Source organism: Isoptericola jiangsuensis (assembly GCF_002563715.1).
Classification (GTDB): domain Bacteria; phylum Actinomycetota; class Actinomycetes; order Actinomycetales; family Cellulomonadaceae; genus Isoptericola; species Isoptericola jiangsuensis.
In genome coordinates this window covers 1,282,145-1,299,025 of record NZ_PDJJ01000001.1, presented here as the reverse complement: position 1 = coordinate 1,299,025, position 16,881 = coordinate 1,282,145, and the positions used below count along the sequence as shown (strand labels likewise).

Genomic DNA, 16,881 nt, shown 5'->3' with positions numbered 1-16,881 from the left:
AGCCTAGTCACGCCATCGGCCGCTACGGGCCAATCCGCAGGCGCCGTGTCCGACTCGTTATCGAACGGGAACATGCCCGGAATGATCCGCGTCACACCGGGGCGTCCGACGACTGCGCGAAGGGTCCGGCCAGGGCGAACCGGGCCAGGAACCGTGCCCCGATCCCGATCGCGCGCTCGTCCACGACGAGCTCGCCCTGGTGCAGGTCGTAGCGCGGACCGCCCGGCGTCGCCGTGCCCAGCCGGGCCATCGCACCGGGCACCTTCGTCAGGTACCAGGCGAAGTCCTCGCCCCCGAGCGACTGCTCGGTGAGCACCACGCCCTCCTCGCCGAGCGTCGCCGTCGCGGCCGCCTCCAGCGCCGCCGTCACCTCGGCGTCGTTGTCGACCGGCGGGACGCCCCGCACGTGGTGCACCGTCACCTCGACGTCGTAGGGCGCCACGACCTGCGCCACCGCGTCGTGCAGCACCTGGCCCGCCTTCTCCCACGCCCGCACGTCCAGGCAGCGCAGCGTGCCGCGCGCCGTGCCGGTCGCCGGGATCGCGTTGTGCGCGTTGCCCGCGTGCACCGAACCCCACGTGAGGTTCACGCCCGAGCGCGGGTCGAGCCGCCGCCCCAGCACCGCCGGGACCTGCGTGATGACCTGGCCGAGGGCGTACACGACGTCGCCCGTCAGGTGCGGACGGGACGTGTGCCCGCCGCCCGACGACAGCGTCACCGTCACCATGTCGGAGGCCGACGTGATCGGCCCGATGCGCGTCCCGATCCGACCCACGTCCAGCTTCGGCTCCGTGTGCACGGCGCCGATCCGCGCGACGCCGTCCAGCGCGCCCTGCGCGATGACGTCGAGCGCACCGCCCGGCATCGACTCCTCCGCCGGCTGGAAGATCAGCCGCGCCGACACGTCGGCGCCCTCCTTCGCCAGCCTTGCCAGCGCCAGACCCGCCCCCAGCACCACCGAGGCGTGCACGTCGTGGCCGCACGCGTGCGCCTTGCCCGGCACCGTCGAGGCGAACTCCAGCCCGCAGGCGTCCTCCACCGGCAGCGCGTCGATGTCCGCCCGCAGCGCCACCCGGCCCCGGCCCGGCACGTCGGGCCCGACGTCGCACACCAGCCCCGTGCCCTCCAGCAGCCGCGGCGCCAGCCCCGCCGCCACCAGCCGGTCCGCCAGCACCGCCGTCGTGCGGAACTCCTGGCGTGCCGTCTCCGGGTGCGCGTGCAGGTCGCGGCGCACCGCGACCAGCTCGTCCGCGAGCCCGGCCACGACCTGGTCGACCCGCTCGGCCGACACCCCCGCGCCGCTCACAGCAGGTCCTCGCGACCGTGCGCACGGACCGCGTCGACGATGCGACGCACCTGCTGCGCGCGGGCACGCGTCGTCACCAGCACCGCGTCCGGGGTGTCGACCACCACCACGTCGTCGATGCCCAGCAGCGTCACCGTGCGGCCCGACGCCGGGACCACCACCGACCCGGCGCTCTGCACGCGCACCACGTCCGCGCTCTCGCCCAGCACCTTCGAACCGGCGTCGTCCTCCGCGGGCAGCAGCGCCGCCAGCGAGTTGAAGTCGCCCACGTCGTCCCAGCCGAACGACCCCGGGACCATCGCCACACCACCCGTCGCCGCGACCGGCTCCGCCACGGCGTGGTCGATCGCGATCTTCTCCAGGCCCGGCCACACCTGCGCGAGCACCGCGGCGCGGTCGGGCGTGTCCCACGCCGCCGCGATCCGCCGCAGCCCGTCGTGCAGCGCCGGGCGGAGCTCGGCCAGGTGGTCCAGCAGCACCCCGGCCGACACGACGAAGATCCCCGCGTTCCAGCGGTAGTCCCCCGAAGCGAGGTAGGAGCGCGCCGTCGCCGCGTCCGGCTTCTCCGTGAAGCCGCGCACGTGCACCGCGCTCGGCGCCCCCGGGACGTCCAGCGGGTCGCCGCCCTGCACGTAGCCGAACGCCACCGACGGACGCGACGCCGCGATGCCGATCGTCGTGACGAACCCGGCGCGCGCCGCCTCGACCGACTCGCGGACCGCACGCTCGAACTCGGCCTGGCCGGTGATCACCTGGTCGGCCGCGAACGACCCCAGGACGACGTCGCCGTGCCGCTGCGCCAGCACCGCCGCCGCCAGCCCGATCGCCGCCATCGAGTCCCGCGGCGACGGCTCCGCCAGCACGTCGTCGGCCGCCACCCCCGGCAGCTGGGCGCGGACCGCGTCGACGTGCCGTTCGCCCGTCACCACGAGGATGCCCTCCTCGCCTGCCAGCGGCACCAGCCGGTCGGCCGTGCCCTGCAGGAGGCTGCGCCCCGACCCCGTCAGGTCGTGCAGGAACTTCGGCGAGGAGGCGCGCGACACCGGCCACAACCGGGTGCCGGCACCGCCCGCGGGAATGACGGCGCGGAATCCCGGGATGGCAGCAGAAGACATGGACCGAGCATAGTGACGCTCCGTGCGATCGTGACGTGACCGCTGTGCGATCAGTCACACAAAGACCGTGACGACGACGATTTCCGGCACTCTGTGACCACATCGCGACCTGCTGTCACTACAGTGGCTTGCGACAGTCAGACCGATTCCGCCAATGGAGGCTCCCCCCGTGCCGACAGCCCCCGCAGGCACGCTCTACCGCGGCCGAGAAGGCATGTGGTCCTGGGTCGCGCACCGCGTGACCGGCGTGCTCATCTTCTTCTTCCTCCTGGTCCACGTGCTGGACACCGCGCTGGTGCGCGTCTCCCCCGAGGCGTACAACGCGGTCATCGGCACCTACCAGACGCCGATCATGGGCCTGGGCGAGGCAGGGCTCGTCGCCGCCATCGTGTTCCACGCGTTCAACGGCCTGCGCATCGCCCTCGTCGACTTCTGGTCCAAGGGACCGCGCTACCACCGGGCCATGCTGTGGATCGTCGTCGGGCTCTTCGTGGTCACCATGGCCGGGTTCCTCCCCCGCCACCTCGGCAACGTCTTCGGAGGCGGTCACTGATGACGACCCAGACCACCGTCCCCACGCCGCGCTCCCCCTACGCGCGCCGCCGCACGACCCGCGGCAACTACGAGCTGTACTCGTGGGTCTTCATGCGCGCCTCCGGCGTGGTGCTGATCGCCCTCATCTTCGGGCACCTCTTCGTCAACCTCATGGTCGGCGAGGGCGTGCACGCCATCGACTTCGCGTTCGTCGCCGGCAAGTGGGCGAGCCCCTTCTGGCAGGTCTGGGACCTGCTGATGCTGTGGCTCGCGATGATCCACGGCACCAACGGCGTGCGCACGATCATCAACGACTACGCCCAGAAGGACCTCACCCGCGGGGTGCTGAAGGGTCTGCTCTACCTGGCGTTCACGATCACCGTCGTGCTCGGCACCCTGGTCATCTTCACGTTCGACCCGTGCCCGCCGAACGCCCCCGCCGAGCTGCTCGCGTCGTTCTGCACGGCCTGAGCCACCCGCACCCCCCAGCCCGCACCACCACCTTCTCGCAGGAGGCATCGGACCCGATGCAGACCCACCAGTACGACGTCGTCATCGTCGGCGCAGGCGGCGCCGGCATGCGCGCGGCGCTCGAGGCCTCGAAGGAGGCCCGCACCGCGGTCATCTCCAAGCTGTACCCCACGCGCTCCCACACCGGCGCCGCGCAGGGCGGCATGTGCGCCGCGCTGGCGAACGTCGAGGAGGACAACTGGGAGTGGCACACCTTCGACACGATCAAGGGCGGCGACTACCTGGTCGACCAGGACGCCGCCGAGATCATGGCGAAGGAGGCCATCGACGCGGTCCTCGACCTCGAGCGCATGGGCCTGCCGTTCAACCGCACGCCCGAGGGTCGCATCGACCAGCGCCGGTTCGGCGGCCACACCCGCAACCACGGCGAGGCCGCCGTGCGCCGCGCCTGCTACGCCGCGGACCGCACCGGCCACATGATCCTGCAGACGCTCTACCAGAACTGCGTCAAGCAGGACGTCGAGTTCTTCAACGAGTTCTACGTCCTCGACCTCCTCACCGACCACGACCTCACCACCGAGGACATCGAGGACGGCGCCGAGGTCAACGCCACCGGAGTCGTCGCCTACGACCTCGCCACCGGCGAGATCCACGTCTTCCAGGCCAAGTCGATCGTCTTCGCGACCGGCGGCGCCGGCAAGATCTTCAAGACCACCTCCAACGCCCACACCCTCACCGGTGACGGCATGGCCCTGGCCTACCGCCGCGGCCTGCCCCTGGAGGACATGGAGTTCTTCCAGTTCCACCCGACCGGCCTCGCCGGCCTCGGCATCCTGCTCTCCGAGGCCGCCCGCGGCGAGGGCGGCATCCTGCGCAACGCCGACGGCGAGCGCTTCATGGAGCGCTACGCCCCCACCATCAAGGACCTCGCCCCCCGCGACATCGTCGCGCGGTCCATGGCGAACGAGGTCCGCGAAGGCCGCGGCGCCGGACCGAACAAGGACTACGTCCTGCTCGACCTCACGCACCTCGAGCCCGCGCACATCGACGCCAAGCTCCCGGACATCACCGAGTTCGCGCGCACCTACCTCGGCATCGAGCCCTACACCGAGCCCGTCCCGGTGTTCCCCACCGCGCACTACGCGATGGGCGGCGTGCCCACCAACGTCGCCGGCGAGGTCCTCCGCGACAGCCACAACGTCGTCAAGGGTCTCTACGCCGCCGGCGAGGTCGCCTGCGTGTCCGTCCACGGCTCCAACCGTCTCGGCACCAACTCGCTCCTCGACATCAACGTCTTCGGCAAGCGCTCCGGCCGTTCCGCCGCCGCCTACGCCAAGACCGTCGAGAAGCACCACGACCTGCCCGAGAACCCCGCCGCCCGCGTGGAGGCGCAGCTCGCCGAGATGCGCGACCGGCCCGACGGCGAGCGCGTCGCCGACGTCCGCAAGGCGCTGCAGGACACCATGGACGCCAACGCCCAGGTGTTCCGCACCGGAGAGTCGCTCAACCAGGCGCTCAGCGACATCCGGGAGCTCCAGAAGCGCTACCGCAACGTGTCCGTCCAGGACAAGGGCAAGCTCTTCAACACCGACCTCCTCGAGGCCATCGAGCTCGGCTTCCTCCTCGACATCGCCGAGGTCACCGTCCTCGCGGCCCTCAACCGCAAGGAGTCCCGCGGCGGCCACTACCGCGAGGACTACCCCGACCGCGACGACGCCAACTACATGCTGCACACCATGGCGTACCGTCGCCCGACGGCCGCCCCCGACGTCGCCGACGGCCACGTCGAGGGCTACTTCGACCACGTCGAGAACTTCGACGACTACAAGGTCGTGCTGGGTTCCAAGTCCGTCACCCAGACCCGCTACGAGCCGATGGAGCGGAAGTACTGATGACTGCTGTTCTCGAGAGCACCGACGCGGCGGCCACGCCGAAGGCCGGCGAGATCCCCTCGTTCGAGGTCACGCTCAGGATCCGCCGCTTCAACCCCGAGATCTCCGACGAGGCCACGTGGGAGGAGCACACGGTCACCGCCCACGGGACCGACCGCATCCTCGACGCCCTCCACAAGATCAAGTGGGAGATCGACGGCTCGCTCACGTTCCGCCGCTCCTGCGCCCACGGCGTCTGCGGCTCCGACGCGATGCGCATCAACGGCCGCAACCGGCTCGCCTGCAAGACGCTCCTCAAGGACGTCAACCCGGACAAGCCCATCACCGTCGAGCCCATCAAGGGCCTCCCGGTCGTCAAGGACCTCGTGGTCGACATGGAGCCGTTCTTCGCCTCCTACCGCGAGATCATGCCGTTCCTCATCACCAACGGGAACGAGCCCAGCCGCGAGCACATCCAGTCGCAGGCCGACCGCGACCGGTTCGACGACACCACCAAGTGCATCCTCTGCGCCGCGTGCACGTCGTCCTGCCCCGTGTTCTGGACCGACGGCCAGTACTTCGGCCCCGCCGCCATCGTCAACGCGCACCGCTTCATCTTCGACTCGCGCGACGAGGGCGCCACCCAGCGCCTCGAGATCCTCAACGACAAGGAAGGCGTGTGGCGCTGCCGCACCACCTTCAACTGCACCGAGGCCTGCCCCCGCGGCATCGAGGTCACTAAGGCCATCCAGGAGGTCAAGCGGGCGATGATCACCCGCGCCTTCTGATCGCCCCTCGACGGCGCCGTCCCGCACCGCGGGGCGGCGCCGTCGTCGTTCCCGGCTCTCGCCGTTCCTGGCCGTCGTGGGTGGGCCGGGCTGGTGGGTCGCTTCAGTGGGTTGCGTCCGGCGGGGTGGGGCGGGGGTGGTCCGCGCGGTCGCGTTCACGGGCCCCAGGGGGCCCTCCACTTCCGGTCTGACGACCGCGCGGACCACCCCCGCCCCACCCCACCCCGTCGTCCCGCGACTCAGCGCTCATCCCCGCCAGTCAGCACACGTCTGCGCGACTCAGCGCTAGTACCCGCGAGTCAGCGCACTTCTGCGCGAGTCAGCGCAACACGACGCCAGTCAGCGCTGGTCCTCGCGAGTCAGCACACTTCTGCGCGAGTCAGCGCGACGCGACGTCCGTGTGACGCGGGGTGAGACGTCGAAGGGCGGTGGTGCGTCCCGCGCGTCGTCGTCAGACCCGAGGTGGAGGGCCCCCTGGGGTCCGTGAACGCGACGACGCGCGGGACGCACCACCGCCCGTGCTGACTCGCGCCGCGCTGCGCTGACTCGCGGGAACCTGCGCTGACTCACGCAGATGTGCGCTGACTCGCGGGGAGCTGCGCGGACCCGCGTTCAGTAGGCGTAGCGTGCGCGACGGACGCCGCGCACGACGGGGCTGTACGGGCGCCCTGATCCGCGGCCCTGGCGGATGATGCGCTCCACCTCGGCCCGGCGTCGCATCTCGACGAGCTCGGCCTCCGCGCGGGCGATCTCGTCGAGGCGCGGCGGGTCGTACATCCAGGCGCACGCGACGAGCAGGACCCGGGCGACGAAGTTGACGAGGAGCAGGACGGCGACGATCGTCACGAACGGCGCGAGCAGCGCGTTGTTGGCGGCGCTGGAGGTGACGGCGGCGGTCCCGACCCAGCGCAGGCTGCCGGTGACGAGGCCGGTCGCCATGCATCCCAGCAGCATGTCCCGACGTCGGGTGGGGCGGACGCGCGCGACGACGCGGATGACGAGGTAGACGAGGAGGGCGTCGAGGAGGACGGCGACGCCGAACGACCCGACGGCGAGGACCGTGCCCAGGGCCTGGGACTCCCCGAACCAGGACTCGACGCGACCCGTGACGGTCTGCGACAGGATGCTCGCCGTGGCGGACACGACCAGCATGGCGCCGAGGATGGCGAAGCCGACGAGCTGCCAGACCTTGTTGAGGACGGGGCTGACGCCGACGACGGGCGCGTCGAACATGAAACGCACGGAGTGGCGCAGGGCGCCCATGAAGCTGATGGCGGTCCAGAGGAACACGATCGAAGCGACGACGGTCGTGACGCTCCAGGCGGTGTCGAGGACGAGCTGGCTCGCCGGGACGATGCCGCCTTCACCGGTGTCGAGCAGTCCGGGGAGCCAGGTGTCGATCTGCTCGAAGATGGCGTCCTGCAACTCGGGGCGGCGGGCGAGGGTCGCGGAGAACACGGAGAAGCCGATGGTGAGGGCGGCACCGAGGGAGAAGAGCGCCGAGTAGGCGATGCCGCCGCAGAGCTGGCTGCCGCGGCGCGCGAGGTACCACTGGACGGACCGGACCTCGCGGCGGTCCTTGGCCCAGCTCGTGACGCGCGCCGTGAGGTTCTGGAGGCGTTGGATCCGTTCCGGCACACGCCGACCCTAGCGGCGTGCCGCGACGACGGCAGGTCGCCACGGCGACCGCCGGAGGGGTGGCCGGTCAGGCGCCGGGCGGCGTGCTGCCCTGGAGGGGGAAGGAGCGGTGGGGGCGCCACACGCCGTCGTCGCCGTGCTCGTACTGCCACAGCTCGGTGACGTCGAACTCGGCGTCGAAGTCGCTCATCGCCTCGAAGGCGTGGTCGAGGGCCTCCTCGTCGACCTCGTGGGCGACGGTGACGTGCGGGTGGTAGTTGAACCGCAGGTCCTGGGCGAGCACGCCGGAGCGCGCCTGCTGCTCGACGAGCTCGCACTCGCCGATGCCCTGGGCGAGGGCGACGAACACGACGGGCGAGATGGGCCGGAACGTGCCGGTGCCGCGCAGGTGGACACGGAACGGCGCGGTCTCGGCGGCGACCTTCTCGAGGTGCTCGGCGACGGCCGGCAGGACGGACTGGTCGACGACCGTCGGCCCGATGACGGTGATGTGCGGCGGGATGGCGTCGGCGAGCGGGTCGCCGACACGGGCGCGCGCCTCCTGGAGCTGCCCGGCGTACGGCTCGGGGATCGCGACGGCGACCCCGATCCGTACCTGCTCGGGCCCGCGCGGAGGCAGGTTCACCGGGCGCCCCGCGGCAGCAGGCCGAAGCGGTCGAACATCCGCTCGCGCACGCCGCCGGCGATCTCGCGGGCGCGGGACGCGCCGTCGTCGAGGACCTTGTCGAGCTGGGCGGGGTCGGACAGGTACGTGTTGGCACGCTCCTGGAAGGGTTCGAGGAACGCGACGACGGCGTCGGCGAGGTCGACCTTGAGGTACCCGTAGCCACGGCCGTCGTACTCGGCGGCGATGGCGTCGACGTCACGCCCGGTGACGGCGGAGAAGATGGTCAGCAGGTTGGAGATGCCGGGTTTCTTCTCGCGGTCGAAGTAGACGGCGTACGACTCGTCGGCGTCGGTGACGGCGGCCTTGACGGCCTTGGCGGCCTTCTTCGGGTCCTCGAGGAGCCAGATGACGCCCTTGCCGCCCGCGTTGGACTTCGACATCTTCGCGGCGGGGTTCTGCAGGTCCTGGATCTTGGCGGTCGCGGACACGATGTGCGCCTCGGGGACGACGGCGGTGCCGGCCCCGAAGCGGGCGTTGAGCCGCTCGGCGAGGTCGCGGGTGAGCTCGAGGTGCTGGCGCTGGTCCTCGCCGACGGGCACGAGCGCCGCGTCGTACACGAGGATGTCGGCGGCCATGAGCACCGGGTAGGTGAAGAGGCCGACGGTGGTGCCCTCGGTGCCCTGCTTGGCGGACTTGTCCTTGAACTGGGTCATGCGGCTGGCCTCGCCGAACCCGGTCTGGCAGCTGAGCAGCCACGCGACCTCGGTGTGCTCCGGGACGTGGGACTGCACGAACAGGGCCGACCGTGCCGGGTCGACGCCGCCGGCGAGGTACTGCGCGGCCGTGGCGCGGGTGCGCCGGCGCAGGGCCTCCGGGTCGGGGTTCACGGTGAGGGCGTGCAGGTCCACCACGCAGTAGAGCGCCTCGTAGTCGTCCTGGAGCGCGACCCACTGGGTGAGCGCACCCAGGTAGTTCCCGAGGTGCAGGGAGGAGTCGGTGGGCTGCATCCCGGAGAGGATGCGAGGACGGCGCGCGGCGTGCGTGCCCGGTGCGGTGACGTCGGACATGTTCCTCATTCTGGCAGGTGTGCGGGCCGGGCCGTCAATGCGTGGATCGTCCGGGAAGTCCGTTCCGGGCGTCATGTCGCCTCGTCGTCGAACGGTGCGGGCCGCCCGTCGGGGACGACGGGGGCGGGCGGCGCCCCTGCGGGAGCCGACGTGGCGGGGGCCCCGGACGGTGCGGACGGCCGCCGCGCGGACGGCTCGTCGTCCAGCAGCGCCTCCTTGACGATGCGGCGCGGGTCGTACTGGCGGGGGTCGAGCTTCGACCAGTCGACGTCCCGGAAGTCCTCGCCGAGCTCGTCGTCGACGCGCGTCTTCGCGTCCTGGAGCATGCCGCGCCCCTGCCGGACCAGCGCGCCCAGCTGGGCGGCGTAGCGCGGCATCCGCTCGGGTCCGATGAGGACGAGCGCCAGCACGATGATGACGACGAGCTCGCCACCGTTGATCCCCAGCACGCGGGCCAGCCTAACCCTGCGGGTCGGGCGTCGGGTAGTCGCCCATCAGTCGCTCTGGCTCTCCTGGAGCACGACGCGCACCTCGCGCGTCTCCTCCCCCGTGCGCACGGTGAGGGTCACGGCGTCCCCGGGCTGACGTGCCCGGATGGCGACGATCAGCTCGTCGCTCTGCGACACGGGCCGACCGTCGATCTCGAGGATGAGGTCACCGGGGCGGACGCCCGCGAGGTCGGCGGGACCGTCCGGCGTGACGGGCGCGACACCCTCCTGCGCGTCGTCGGCGACCTTGACGCCCACGCCGCTGTAGCCGGAGTCGAGGAGCACGCCGATGACGGGGTAGGTCGCGGACCCGGTCTCGATGAGCTGCTCGGCGGTGGTGCGCGCCTGGTTCGCGGGGATCGCGAAGCCCAGGCCGATGCTGCCGGTGGCCTGCAGCGCGCCGGGCGGCTGCGCGATGGCGGAGTTGATGCCGACGACCTCGCCGTCGGCGTCGACGAGGGGACCGCCGGAGTTGCCGGGGTTGATCGCGGCGTCCGTCTGGATGGCGTCGATGAAGGCGGTGGTGGCCTGGTCGCCGGCCTGCACGGGCCGGTGCAGGGCGGACACGATGCCGGAGGTGACGGTGGAGTCGAGGCCGAGCGGCGCGCCGACGGCGAGCACCGCGTCGCCCACGACGACGTCGTCCGAGTCGCCGAGGACGAGGGGCGTCAGGCCGTCGACGTCGATCCTGACGACCGCGAGGTCGTAGTCGGAGGTGCGGCCGACCACCTCGCCGTCGTGCTCGCTGCCGTCGGCGAGGACGACGACGATCTCGCCGCCCTCCGCCCCGGCCGCGACGACGTGGTTGTTCGTCAGGAGGTAGCCGTCCTCGCGCAGGACGAAGCCCGAGCCGGAGGACCCGGACCCGTCGGAGGCGGTGACCTCGAAGGACACGACGGACGGCAGGACGTCGGCCGCGATGGCGGCGACGGAGCCGGCGGGGCGCGACGGGTCGGCGGCGTCGTCGTCGGCGGCCACGGGCAGGTTCGCGACGGGCGCCGGCCCGGCGGTGCTCCGGGCGACACGGTCCCCGGCGTAGCCGCCGGCGAACCCGGCGACGAGCGCCAGGGCGAGCACGAGCGCGACGGGGCCGGCACCGAGCCGGGCGCGGGGCGCGGCCGATGCCGGGGCGGGCGCGGGCTGCTGCGGACCGGCGGGGAACACCTCGTGGCTGGGCGGGCCGGACCGGCCGCCCGTCCCGGCGGGCACGAGCGGCACGGCGGGCGCCGCGGCGGCCCCGGCCGTCGGGCCGTGGGACGCCGGTCGCGCGGGCGGCGGCGGGACCGGCGCGGTCGCCGCGGTCGCGGCGGACGACGCGGAGGAGCCGGCGGTCGGCGACGCGCTCCGGGGTGCGCGCGACGGTTCCGGCGCGGCGAACAGGTCGGGCTCGTCGGCGGTCATGGAAGGGTGAACGCTCCTGTCACGGTCGACCATCCTCGGCTCAGGCGAGGCAGGACCCCGGCATCGTAGTCGTGGCCCGGGAACGCGGCGACCACACCCGCCAGCACGTCCTCGGGGGCGTCGGTCGTGACCTCCACGACGACGTCCCCGTCCTGCCAGGCGACGTGCCACGGGTCGCGGGACAGCACGACGACGTCCCGGTCGTCGGCGACGACGAGCCGGTCGGTGACGTCCTGGGCCAGACGTCCGGGCTGCTCGCGCACCACGACGACCCCGTCGGGCCCGGTGAGGTCGATCTCCGCGACGTCGCCGTCGACGTGGACCGCGGCGAGGGTGTAGCCGTCGGGCAGCGCGCCGGGCGTGACGAGCCCCGACGCGGCGAGGTCGGTGCCCACGGCCTGCACCCCGGCGGTGCCCGCGGCTCCCGCGAGGGTGGTCAGGGCGGCGGCGCGGGAGGACTCGGGGGCGACGACGGGCGCTTGCCCCAGGACGAACAGGGTGCAGCCGAGGACCCCGGCGCAGGCCGCCCCGGCGAGCACGGCCCGGCGTCGGCGGCGCCGGTGCGCGGCCCCCGCGACGTCCCCGGTGAGGGTGGGGCGCCACGCGTCGGGCACCGTCCAGGTGTCGTCCTGCTCGCGGGCGCGGAGCGGGTCGCCCTCGGTGGACGGGATGGAGGCGGACAGCGCCAGCAGGCGGGCGGTGAGGTCGGGGGCGGGCGCCACCTCGGCGGCCTGCGCGAGCCGGCGCCGTGCCGTGCGCGCGTGCTCCAGCTCGGCGGCGCACAGCGGGCAGCGGGCGACGTGCGACAGCGCGCGCTCGGTCTCGCGGGGCGCCAGCTGGCCGTCGGCCAGCGCGCTCACGAGGTCGCCGAGGTGCGGGCTCACCGGGTGACCTCGACGCGCCGGTGCTCGAGGGCCTCGCGCAGCTGTGCGCGCGCCCGGTGGATGCGGGAGCGGACGGTGCCGATCTTCACCCCGAGCGTGACCGCGATCTCCTCGTAGCTGAGGCCCTCGATGTCGCACAGGACCACGGCGGCGCGGTACTCGGGCCGCAGGGCGTCGAGCGCGCTCTGCACGTCGTGGTCGAGGTTGCCGTGCTCGAACCCGCGCTCGGGGCGGGAGCGGTCGTCGTCGGACGCGACGCGCGACGCGTCCTCCCCCATCGCCTCGAACCGGATGCGCTTCTTGCGGCGCACCTGGTCCAGGAACAGGTTGGTGGTGATGCGGTGCAGCCACCCCTCGAACGTGCCCGGCGTGTAGCTCGACAGCGAGCGGAAGACCCGAAGGAACGTCTCCTGCGTGAGGTCCTCGGCGTCCTGGCGGTCACCGGTGAGGCGGTAGGCGAGGCGGTAGACGCGGGCCGAGTGCTCGCGCACGATCTCGTCCCACGTCGGGGGGACCCAGGCGCTCGCCTCGGGTCCGGGGGTCTTGGTCATCACGGCCATCGTCCCATGCGAACGTGTGGGCGCCGTGAAGAGTTCCCACGTACCATCTGCCCAGCAGAGGGAGGCGCCATCACGACCGAGGCAGGTGCCCATGAGGACCGTGGTGCCGCGTGGGCCTTCAGCGAGACGTACCTCGTGGAGGACGCGACGCTGCTGCGCGCCCGGGAGCGGGGCGTCGAGCTGGGCGCCCCGACGGTCGGCACCGCCACCGGCTCCCTCCTGCAGGTGGTCGCCGGCGCGCTCCAGGCGCGCGCGGTGGTCGAGATCGGCACCGGCAGCGGCGTCGTGTCCCTGTGGTTGCTGCGCGGGATGGCGCCCGACGGCGTGCTGACCACGATCGACCCGGACGTGGCGCACCACCGGGCCGCGAAGACCGCCTTCGCCGAGGAGGGTGTCGAGCCGCACCGGACCCGCACGATCTCCCGGCCGGCGACCGACGTGCTGCCGCGCCTCGCGGACGCCGCCTACGACCTCGTCGTGGTGACGGCGGAGCCGCACACCCTGGCCGCGTACGTCGACGCCGCGGTGCGGCTCCTGCGCCCCGGCGGCGTGCTGGCCATGGTGGACTCGCTGCTGGCGGGCAGGGTGGTCGACCCGACGTGGCGGGACCACGAGACCGCGGCGGTCCGCCGGGTGCTGTGGGCGCTGCGCGAGGACGCCCGGCTCGCGCCGGCGATGGTGCCGGTGGGCGACGGCGTGCTCCTCGCCGTGCGCCGCCACGACGCCTGAGCGGCCACCGGACGGCACGCCGGCGCGGTGCGCCCGACCCCGGACAGCACGACGGGCGCGGGACGGGTCTCCCGTCCCGCGCCCGGAGTCGTTCCCCGAGGTCGCGTCGTCAGCCGACGACGGCCTGAAGGGCCTCGCCCAGCTCGCCGGCCTCGGTGGCGTTCAGCTCGACCACCAGACGGCCACCACCTTCCAGCGGCACACGCATGACGATGCCGCGTCCCTCCTTGGTGACCTCGAGCGGTCCGTCGCCCGTCCGCGGCTTCATCGCAGCCATGTGTGGCTCTCCCATTCCGTTGTCCGGTTCCTCGACACCTGCTCACCGCGACGTCACGGCGGCGGGTCGACACTGCCGGGCGGCCGCGCGAGCACAGGCGGTCCGTGCCATTCTAGCGCCGACCAGCACCGTTCCCGTCACACGGCGCCCGTCACACGGCGCCGATCACGCGGCGCCCGTCGCACGTCCCCGTCCGCCACCCCGGTCGAGCGGCGCGGGTCTCGACGCTCCCCGCGCGCCCGCTCACCCCAGCCCGCTCACCCCAGCCCGCGCAGCGCGGCCCGCGGCGGAGCCTCGTCCCGCACGGCGGCGACGAGCTCGAGGGCGTGCCGGGTCGCGACGACGTCGTGGGCGCGGAACACCCGGGCGCCGTGCCAGGCCGCGAGCGCCGTCGCCGCGAGGGTGCCGGCGAGCCGCTCGTCCGCGCCGACGTCCAGCACCTCCCCCACGAAGTCCTTGCGGCTCAGCGCCATGAGCACGGGGTGGCCGAGCGCGACGAGGGCCTCGGTGCGGCGCAGCAGGTGGATCGAGTGCCACGTGTTCTTCCCGAAGTCGTGGGTGGGGTCCACCAGCACCGACGCGGGCGGCACGCCGCACGCGACGGCACGCGCCGCGGCGCGGCGCAGGGTGGTGAGCACGTCCCGGGTGACGCCGTCGCGCGGGTCGTCGAGACCGTCCTCGACGCCGTCGTCCCGCGGGTACGCGACCCGGACCGGGTCCGTGCGCGGCTGCGCCCCACCGGTGTGCGAGCAGACGACGCCGACGCCCGCGGCGCCCGCCACCTCCACGAGCGCCGGGTCGTGCCCGGCCCACGTGTCGTTGATCAGGTCGGCGCCGGCCGCGATCGCCGCCCGGGCGACGCCGGAGCGCCACGTGTCCACGCTGACGAGGAGGTCCGGCACCTCGGCGCGGACCTTCTCGACGAACGGCACGACCCGGTCGACCTCCTCGGTCTCGGAGACCTCCGGTCCCACGCCCGCCCGTACGCCGCCGACGTCGAGGATCGCCGCGCCGTCGGCCCACGCCTGGTGCGCGGCCGCGAGCGCCGCACCGTCGTCGGCGAGGCGGGCGGGCGCGTAGAACGAGTCGGTGGTGCGGTTGACGATGGCCATGACCACGGGCCGCAGCGACCCGTCGGCACCCCGCCCGACCTCGCGTCCGCGCAGGACCAGCGGGGCCCCGGCGGGCGGGATCACGACCGGAACTCGGCGGCCAGCGCGCGTCCGCGCTCGACGACGTGCTCGACGGCGTCCTCGGCGGAGTCGGTGAGATGGATGAGGTCGAGGTCGGTGGGGTTGATCATGCCCCGGTCGACGGCGGCGGTGCGGACCCACTCCAGCAGGCCGCCCCAGTAGTCGGTGCCGACGAGCACGACGGGGAACCCGGTGACCTTGTGCGTCTGGACGAGGGTGAGCGCCTCGAACAGCTCGTCGAACGTGCCGAACCCGCCGGGCAGCACGACGAAGCCCTGCGCGTACTTGACGAACATCGTCTTGCGGGCGAAGAAGTAGCGGAAGTTCACGCCCAGGTTGACGTACTCGTTCATGCCCTGCTCGAAGGGCAGCTCGATGCCGAGGCCGATCGACGTGCCGCCGGCGTCGAGGGCACCCCTGTTGGCGGCCTCCATGATGCCGGGACCGCCGCCCGTCATGACCGAGTAGCCGGCCTCGACGAGCAGGCGGCCGACCTCCATGCCGAGCGCGTAGTCGGGGTGCTCCGGGCTGGTGCGGGCAGAGCCGAAGACGGACACGGCGGCCCCCACCTCCGCGAGCGCACCGAAGCCCTCGACGAACTCGGCCTGGATGCGCATGACGCGCCACGGGTCGGAGTGGACCCAGTCGGTGCCCTCCCCGGGCGCGAGGAGACGCTGGTCGGTCGTGGTGGCGGGGATGTGGGTTCCTCGCAGCAGGACGGGCCCCTTGCGGTAGCCACGCCCGGACTGGGGGACGCCCTCGTCGGTGCGGTCGCTCATGTGGGCAGCCTATGCACCGCGGAGCCAGGTGCGCAGGGCGTCCCGGCACAGGGCGAGCTCGCGCACCGGGACGCGTTCGTCGTCGGCGTGCGCGAGCAGCGGGTCCCCGGGGGCGAAGTTGACGGCGGGGACGCCGAGCGCGGCGAAGCGGGCCACGTCGGTCCACCCGTACTTGGGCCTCGGCTCCCCGCCGGTGCGGGCGAGGACGGCGGCGGCGAACTGCGCGGCGAGGGGGTCGTCGAGGCCGGGGCGGGCGCCCGGCGAGGAGTCGGTCACCACGACCTCGAACCCGTCGAACAGCTCGCGCAGGTGCGCCTCGGCCTCGGCCTCGGTGCGCGACGGCGCGAACCGGTAGTTCACGGTGACGGTGCAGGCGTCGGGGATGACGTTGCCCGCGATGCCGCCGGCGATGCCGACGGCGTTGACGCCCTCGCGGTAGACGAGCCCGTCCACCTCGACCGCGGCCGGCTCGTAGGCGGCGAGCCGGGCGAGCACGGGCGCGGCGGCGTGGATCGCGTTCTCGCCGCGCCAGGCGCGCGCGGAGTGCGCCGCGACGCCGTGGGTGCGGACCTCCACCCGGATCGTGCCGTTGCAGCCGCCCTCGATGCCCGCGGACGTCGGCTCCCCGAGGATCGCGAAGTCGCCCGCCAGGAGGTCGGGCCGGTTCCGCACCAGCCGCCCGAGGCCGCTCTTGACCGCCTCGACCTCCTCGTGGTCGTAGAAGACGTAGGTGACGTCCGCCGTCGGCTCGCTGCCGGGACGGCCCAGCTCGACGGCGAGCGCCAGGAACACCGTCAGGCCGGCCTTCATGTCGACGGTGCCGCGCCCCCACAGGACCCGGTCGTCGCCCGTGCCCTCCACGCGGGTGGGCAGGTTCGGCGGGTCGGTCAGCGGCACGGTGTCGAGGTGCCCGGCCAGGACGACCCGGCGCTCGCGCCCCAGGTTCGTGCGCGCCACGACGGCGTCGCCGTCGCGGTGGACCTCCAGGTGCGGCTGGTCGCGCAGGACGGCCTCCACCGCGTCCGCGAGCGCCGCCTCGTCCCCCGAGACGGACTCGATGTCGCAGACCGCCGCGAGGATGTCGGCGAGGTCGGAGGTCGGCAGCACGGCCGGGTCCAGCAGGGCGGGGTCGAGGCTGTTCCGGAGGTCGGGCATGCTCTCCATCCTGCCAGC

General features: G+C 73.3%; 18 protein-coding genes. 5 read left to right on the top strand and 13 right to left on the bottom strand.

Features of this window, described 5'->3' with window-relative positions; genetic code table 11:
• Positions 1–91: 91 nt before the first annotated feature.
• Together ATJ88_RS05810 and ATJ88_RS05805 are read right to left on the bottom strand one after the other, a co-directional pair.
• Positions 92–1,306, bottom strand: a complete 1,215-nt coding sequence (locus ATJ88_RS05810; RefSeq protein ID WP_245852166.1) for an amidohydrolase — start codon at positions 1,304–1,306, stop codon at positions 92–94.
• Positions 1,303–2,421, bottom strand: a complete 1,119-nt coding sequence (locus ATJ88_RS05805; protein WP_098463009.1) for a mannose-1-phosphate guanylyltransferase — start codon at positions 2,419–2,421, stop codon at positions 1,303–1,305. Before ATJ88_RS05805 ends, ATJ88_RS05810 begins: the two co-directional genes overlap by 4 nt.
• A 169-nt stretch (positions 2,422–2,590) precedes the next feature.
• Between ATJ88_RS05805 and sdhC the strand changes: the two genes are divergently transcribed.
• The 4 genes from sdhC to ATJ88_RS05785 are packed head-to-tail and all read left to right on the top strand — an operon-like array spanning position 2,591 to position 6,085.
• The gene (gene sdhC / locus ATJ88_RS05800) at positions 2,591–2,974 is read left to right on the top strand and encodes a succinate dehydrogenase, cytochrome b556 subunit (RefSeq protein ID WP_098465147.1); all 384 of its coding nucleotides are present in this window, start codon (positions 2,591–2,593) and stop codon (positions 2,972–2,974) included.
• The gene (locus ATJ88_RS05795) at positions 2,974–3,426 is read left to right on the top strand and encodes a succinate dehydrogenase hydrophobic membrane anchor subunit (protein WP_098463008.1); all 453 of its coding nucleotides are present in this window, start codon (positions 2,974–2,976) and stop codon (positions 3,424–3,426) included. The genes sdhC and ATJ88_RS05795 overlap by 1 nt, the downstream gene beginning before the upstream one ends.
• Positions 3,427–3,482: 56 nt before the next feature.
• A complete protein-coding gene (gene sdhA, locus ATJ88_RS05790; protein WP_098463007.1) occupies positions 3,483–5,318 on the top strand; it encodes a succinate dehydrogenase flavoprotein subunit in 1,836 nt (611 codons plus the stop codon).
• Positions 5,318–6,085: a succinate dehydrogenase iron-sulfur subunit gene (locus ATJ88_RS05785; RefSeq protein WP_098463006.1), complete on the top strand. Its 768-nt coding sequence runs from the start codon at positions 5,318–5,320 to the stop codon at positions 6,083–6,085. Before sdhA ends, ATJ88_RS05785 begins: the two co-directional genes overlap by 1 nt.
• A gap of 612 nt (positions 6,086–6,697) precedes the next feature.
• Here ATJ88_RS05785 and ATJ88_RS05780 read toward each other — a convergent pair.
• The 7 genes from ATJ88_RS05780 to sigE all read right to left on the bottom strand — a co-directional run bounded on the left by ATJ88_RS05780 (position 6,698) and on the right by sigE (position 12,721).
• The gene (locus ATJ88_RS05780; protein ID WP_098463005.1) at positions 6,698–7,723 is read right to left on the bottom strand and encodes a YihY/virulence factor BrkB family protein; all 1,026 of its coding nucleotides are present in this window, start codon (positions 7,721–7,723) and stop codon (positions 6,698–6,700) included.
• Positions 7,724–7,790: 67 nt separating this feature from the next.
• Positions 7,791–8,348 (bottom strand): 2'-5' RNA ligase family protein, encoded by a 558-nt coding sequence (locus ATJ88_RS05775; RefSeq protein ID WP_098463004.1) that lies wholly within the window; start codon positions 8,346–8,348, stop codon positions 7,791–7,793.
• Positions 8,345–9,406: a tryptophan--tRNA ligase gene (gene trpS / locus ATJ88_RS05770; protein ID WP_425432658.1), complete on the bottom strand. Its 1,062-nt coding sequence runs from the start codon at positions 9,404–9,406 to the stop codon at positions 8,345–8,347. Before trpS ends, ATJ88_RS05775 begins: the two co-directional genes overlap by 4 nt.
• Positions 9,407–9,468: 62 nt before the next feature.
• Entirely contained in the window at positions 9,469–9,846 is a 378-nt protein-coding gene (locus tag ATJ88_RS05765) for a twin-arginine translocase TatA/TatE family subunit (RefSeq protein ID WP_098463002.1), read from the bottom strand.
• Between the two features lie 45 nt (positions 9,847–9,891).
• The gene (locus ATJ88_RS05760; RefSeq protein ID WP_098463001.1) at positions 9,892–11,286 is read right to left on the bottom strand and encodes a S1C family serine protease; all 1,395 of its coding nucleotides are present in this window, start codon (positions 11,284–11,286) and stop codon (positions 9,892–9,894) included.
• Complete coding sequence (locus tag ATJ88_RS18995) at positions 11,283–12,170, bottom strand: zf-HC2 domain-containing protein (protein WP_098463000.1); 888 nt, start codon at positions 12,168–12,170, stop codon at positions 11,283–11,285. The genes ATJ88_RS05760 and ATJ88_RS18995 overlap by 4 nt, the downstream gene beginning before the upstream one ends.
• The gene (gene sigE / locus ATJ88_RS05750; protein WP_098462999.1) at positions 12,167–12,721 is read right to left on the bottom strand and encodes an RNA polymerase sigma factor SigE; all 555 of its coding nucleotides are present in this window, start codon (positions 12,719–12,721) and stop codon (positions 12,167–12,169) included. The genes ATJ88_RS18995 and sigE overlap by 4 nt, the downstream gene beginning before the upstream one ends.
• Positions 12,722–12,865: 144 nt before the next feature.
• Between sigE and ATJ88_RS05745 the strand changes: the two genes are divergently transcribed.
• A complete protein-coding gene (locus ATJ88_RS05745; RefSeq protein WP_281255240.1) occupies positions 12,866–13,459 on the top strand; it encodes an O-methyltransferase in 594 nt (197 codons plus the stop codon).
• Between the two features lie 109 nt (positions 13,460–13,568).
• On the opposite strand, the gene ATJ88_RS05740 is transcribed toward ATJ88_RS05745, so the two are convergent.
• The 4 genes from ATJ88_RS05740 to dapE all read right to left on the bottom strand — a co-directional run bounded on the left by ATJ88_RS05740 (position 13,569) and on the right by dapE (position 16,863).
• Complete coding sequence (locus tag ATJ88_RS05740) at positions 13,569–13,736, bottom strand: DUF3117 domain-containing protein (protein ID WP_083972980.1); 168 nt, start codon at positions 13,734–13,736, stop codon at positions 13,569–13,571.
• Between the two features lie 257 nt (positions 13,737–13,993).
• On the bottom strand, positions 13,994–14,932 hold the full coding sequence (gene folP, locus ATJ88_RS05735) for a dihydropteroate synthase (protein ID WP_098462997.1): 939 nt from the start codon (positions 14,930–14,932) through the stop codon (positions 13,994–13,996).
• Positions 14,929–15,708, bottom strand: coding sequence for an LOG family protein (locus ATJ88_RS05730; RefSeq protein WP_098462996.1), 780 nt, complete (start codon positions 15,706–15,708; stop codon positions 14,929–14,931). The genes folP and ATJ88_RS05730 overlap by 4 nt, the downstream gene beginning before the upstream one ends.
• A gap of 9 nt (positions 15,709–15,717) precedes the next feature.
• Positions 15,718–16,863, bottom strand: a complete 1,146-nt coding sequence (gene dapE, locus ATJ88_RS05725; RefSeq protein WP_098465146.1) for a succinyl-diaminopimelate desuccinylase — start codon at positions 16,861–16,863, stop codon at positions 15,718–15,720.
• Positions 16,864–16,881: the final 18 nt, after the last annotated feature.

What these genes read in the sequence shown, in the direction of transcription:
- ATJ88_RS05805 (WP_098463009.1), bottom strand. Translation starts at nt 2,421, where the DNA reads ATGTCTTCTGCTGCCATCCCGGGATTCCGCGCCGTCATTCCCGCGGGC.
- ATJ88_RS05795 (WP_098463008.1), top strand. Translation starts at nt 2,974, where the DNA reads ATGACGACCCAGACCACCGTCCCCACGCCGCGCTCCCCCTACGCGCGC.
- sdhA (WP_098463007.1), top strand. Translation starts at nt 3,483, where the DNA reads ATGCAGACCCACCAGTACGACGTCGTCATCGTCGGCGCAGGCGGCGCC.
- ATJ88_RS05785 (WP_098463006.1), top strand. Translation starts at nt 5,318, where the DNA reads ATGACTGCTGTTCTCGAGAGCACCGACGCGGCGGCCACGCCGAAGGCC.
- trpS (WP_425432658.1), bottom strand. Translation starts at nt 9,406, where the DNA reads ATGAGGAACATGTCCGACGTCACCGCACCGGGCACGCACGCCGCGCGC.
- ATJ88_RS05760 (WP_098463001.1), bottom strand. Translation starts at nt 11,286, where the DNA reads ATGACCGCCGACGAGCCCGACCTGTTCGCCGCGCCGGAACCGTCGCGC.
- sigE (WP_098462999.1), bottom strand. Translation starts at nt 12,721, where the DNA reads ATGACCAAGACCCCCGGACCCGAGGCGAGCGCCTGGGTCCCCCCGACG.
- ATJ88_RS05740 (WP_083972980.1), bottom strand. Translation starts at nt 13,736, where the DNA reads ATGGCTGCGATGAAGCCGCGGACGGGCGACGGACCGCTCGAGGTCACC.
- ATJ88_RS05730 (WP_098462996.1), bottom strand. Translation starts at nt 15,708, where the DNA reads ATGAGCGACCGCACCGACGAGGGCGTCCCCCAGTCCGGGCGTGGCTAC.
- dapE (WP_098465146.1), bottom strand. Translation starts at nt 16,863, where the DNA reads ATGCCCGACCTCCGGAACAGCCTCGACCCCGCCCTGCTGGACCCGGCC.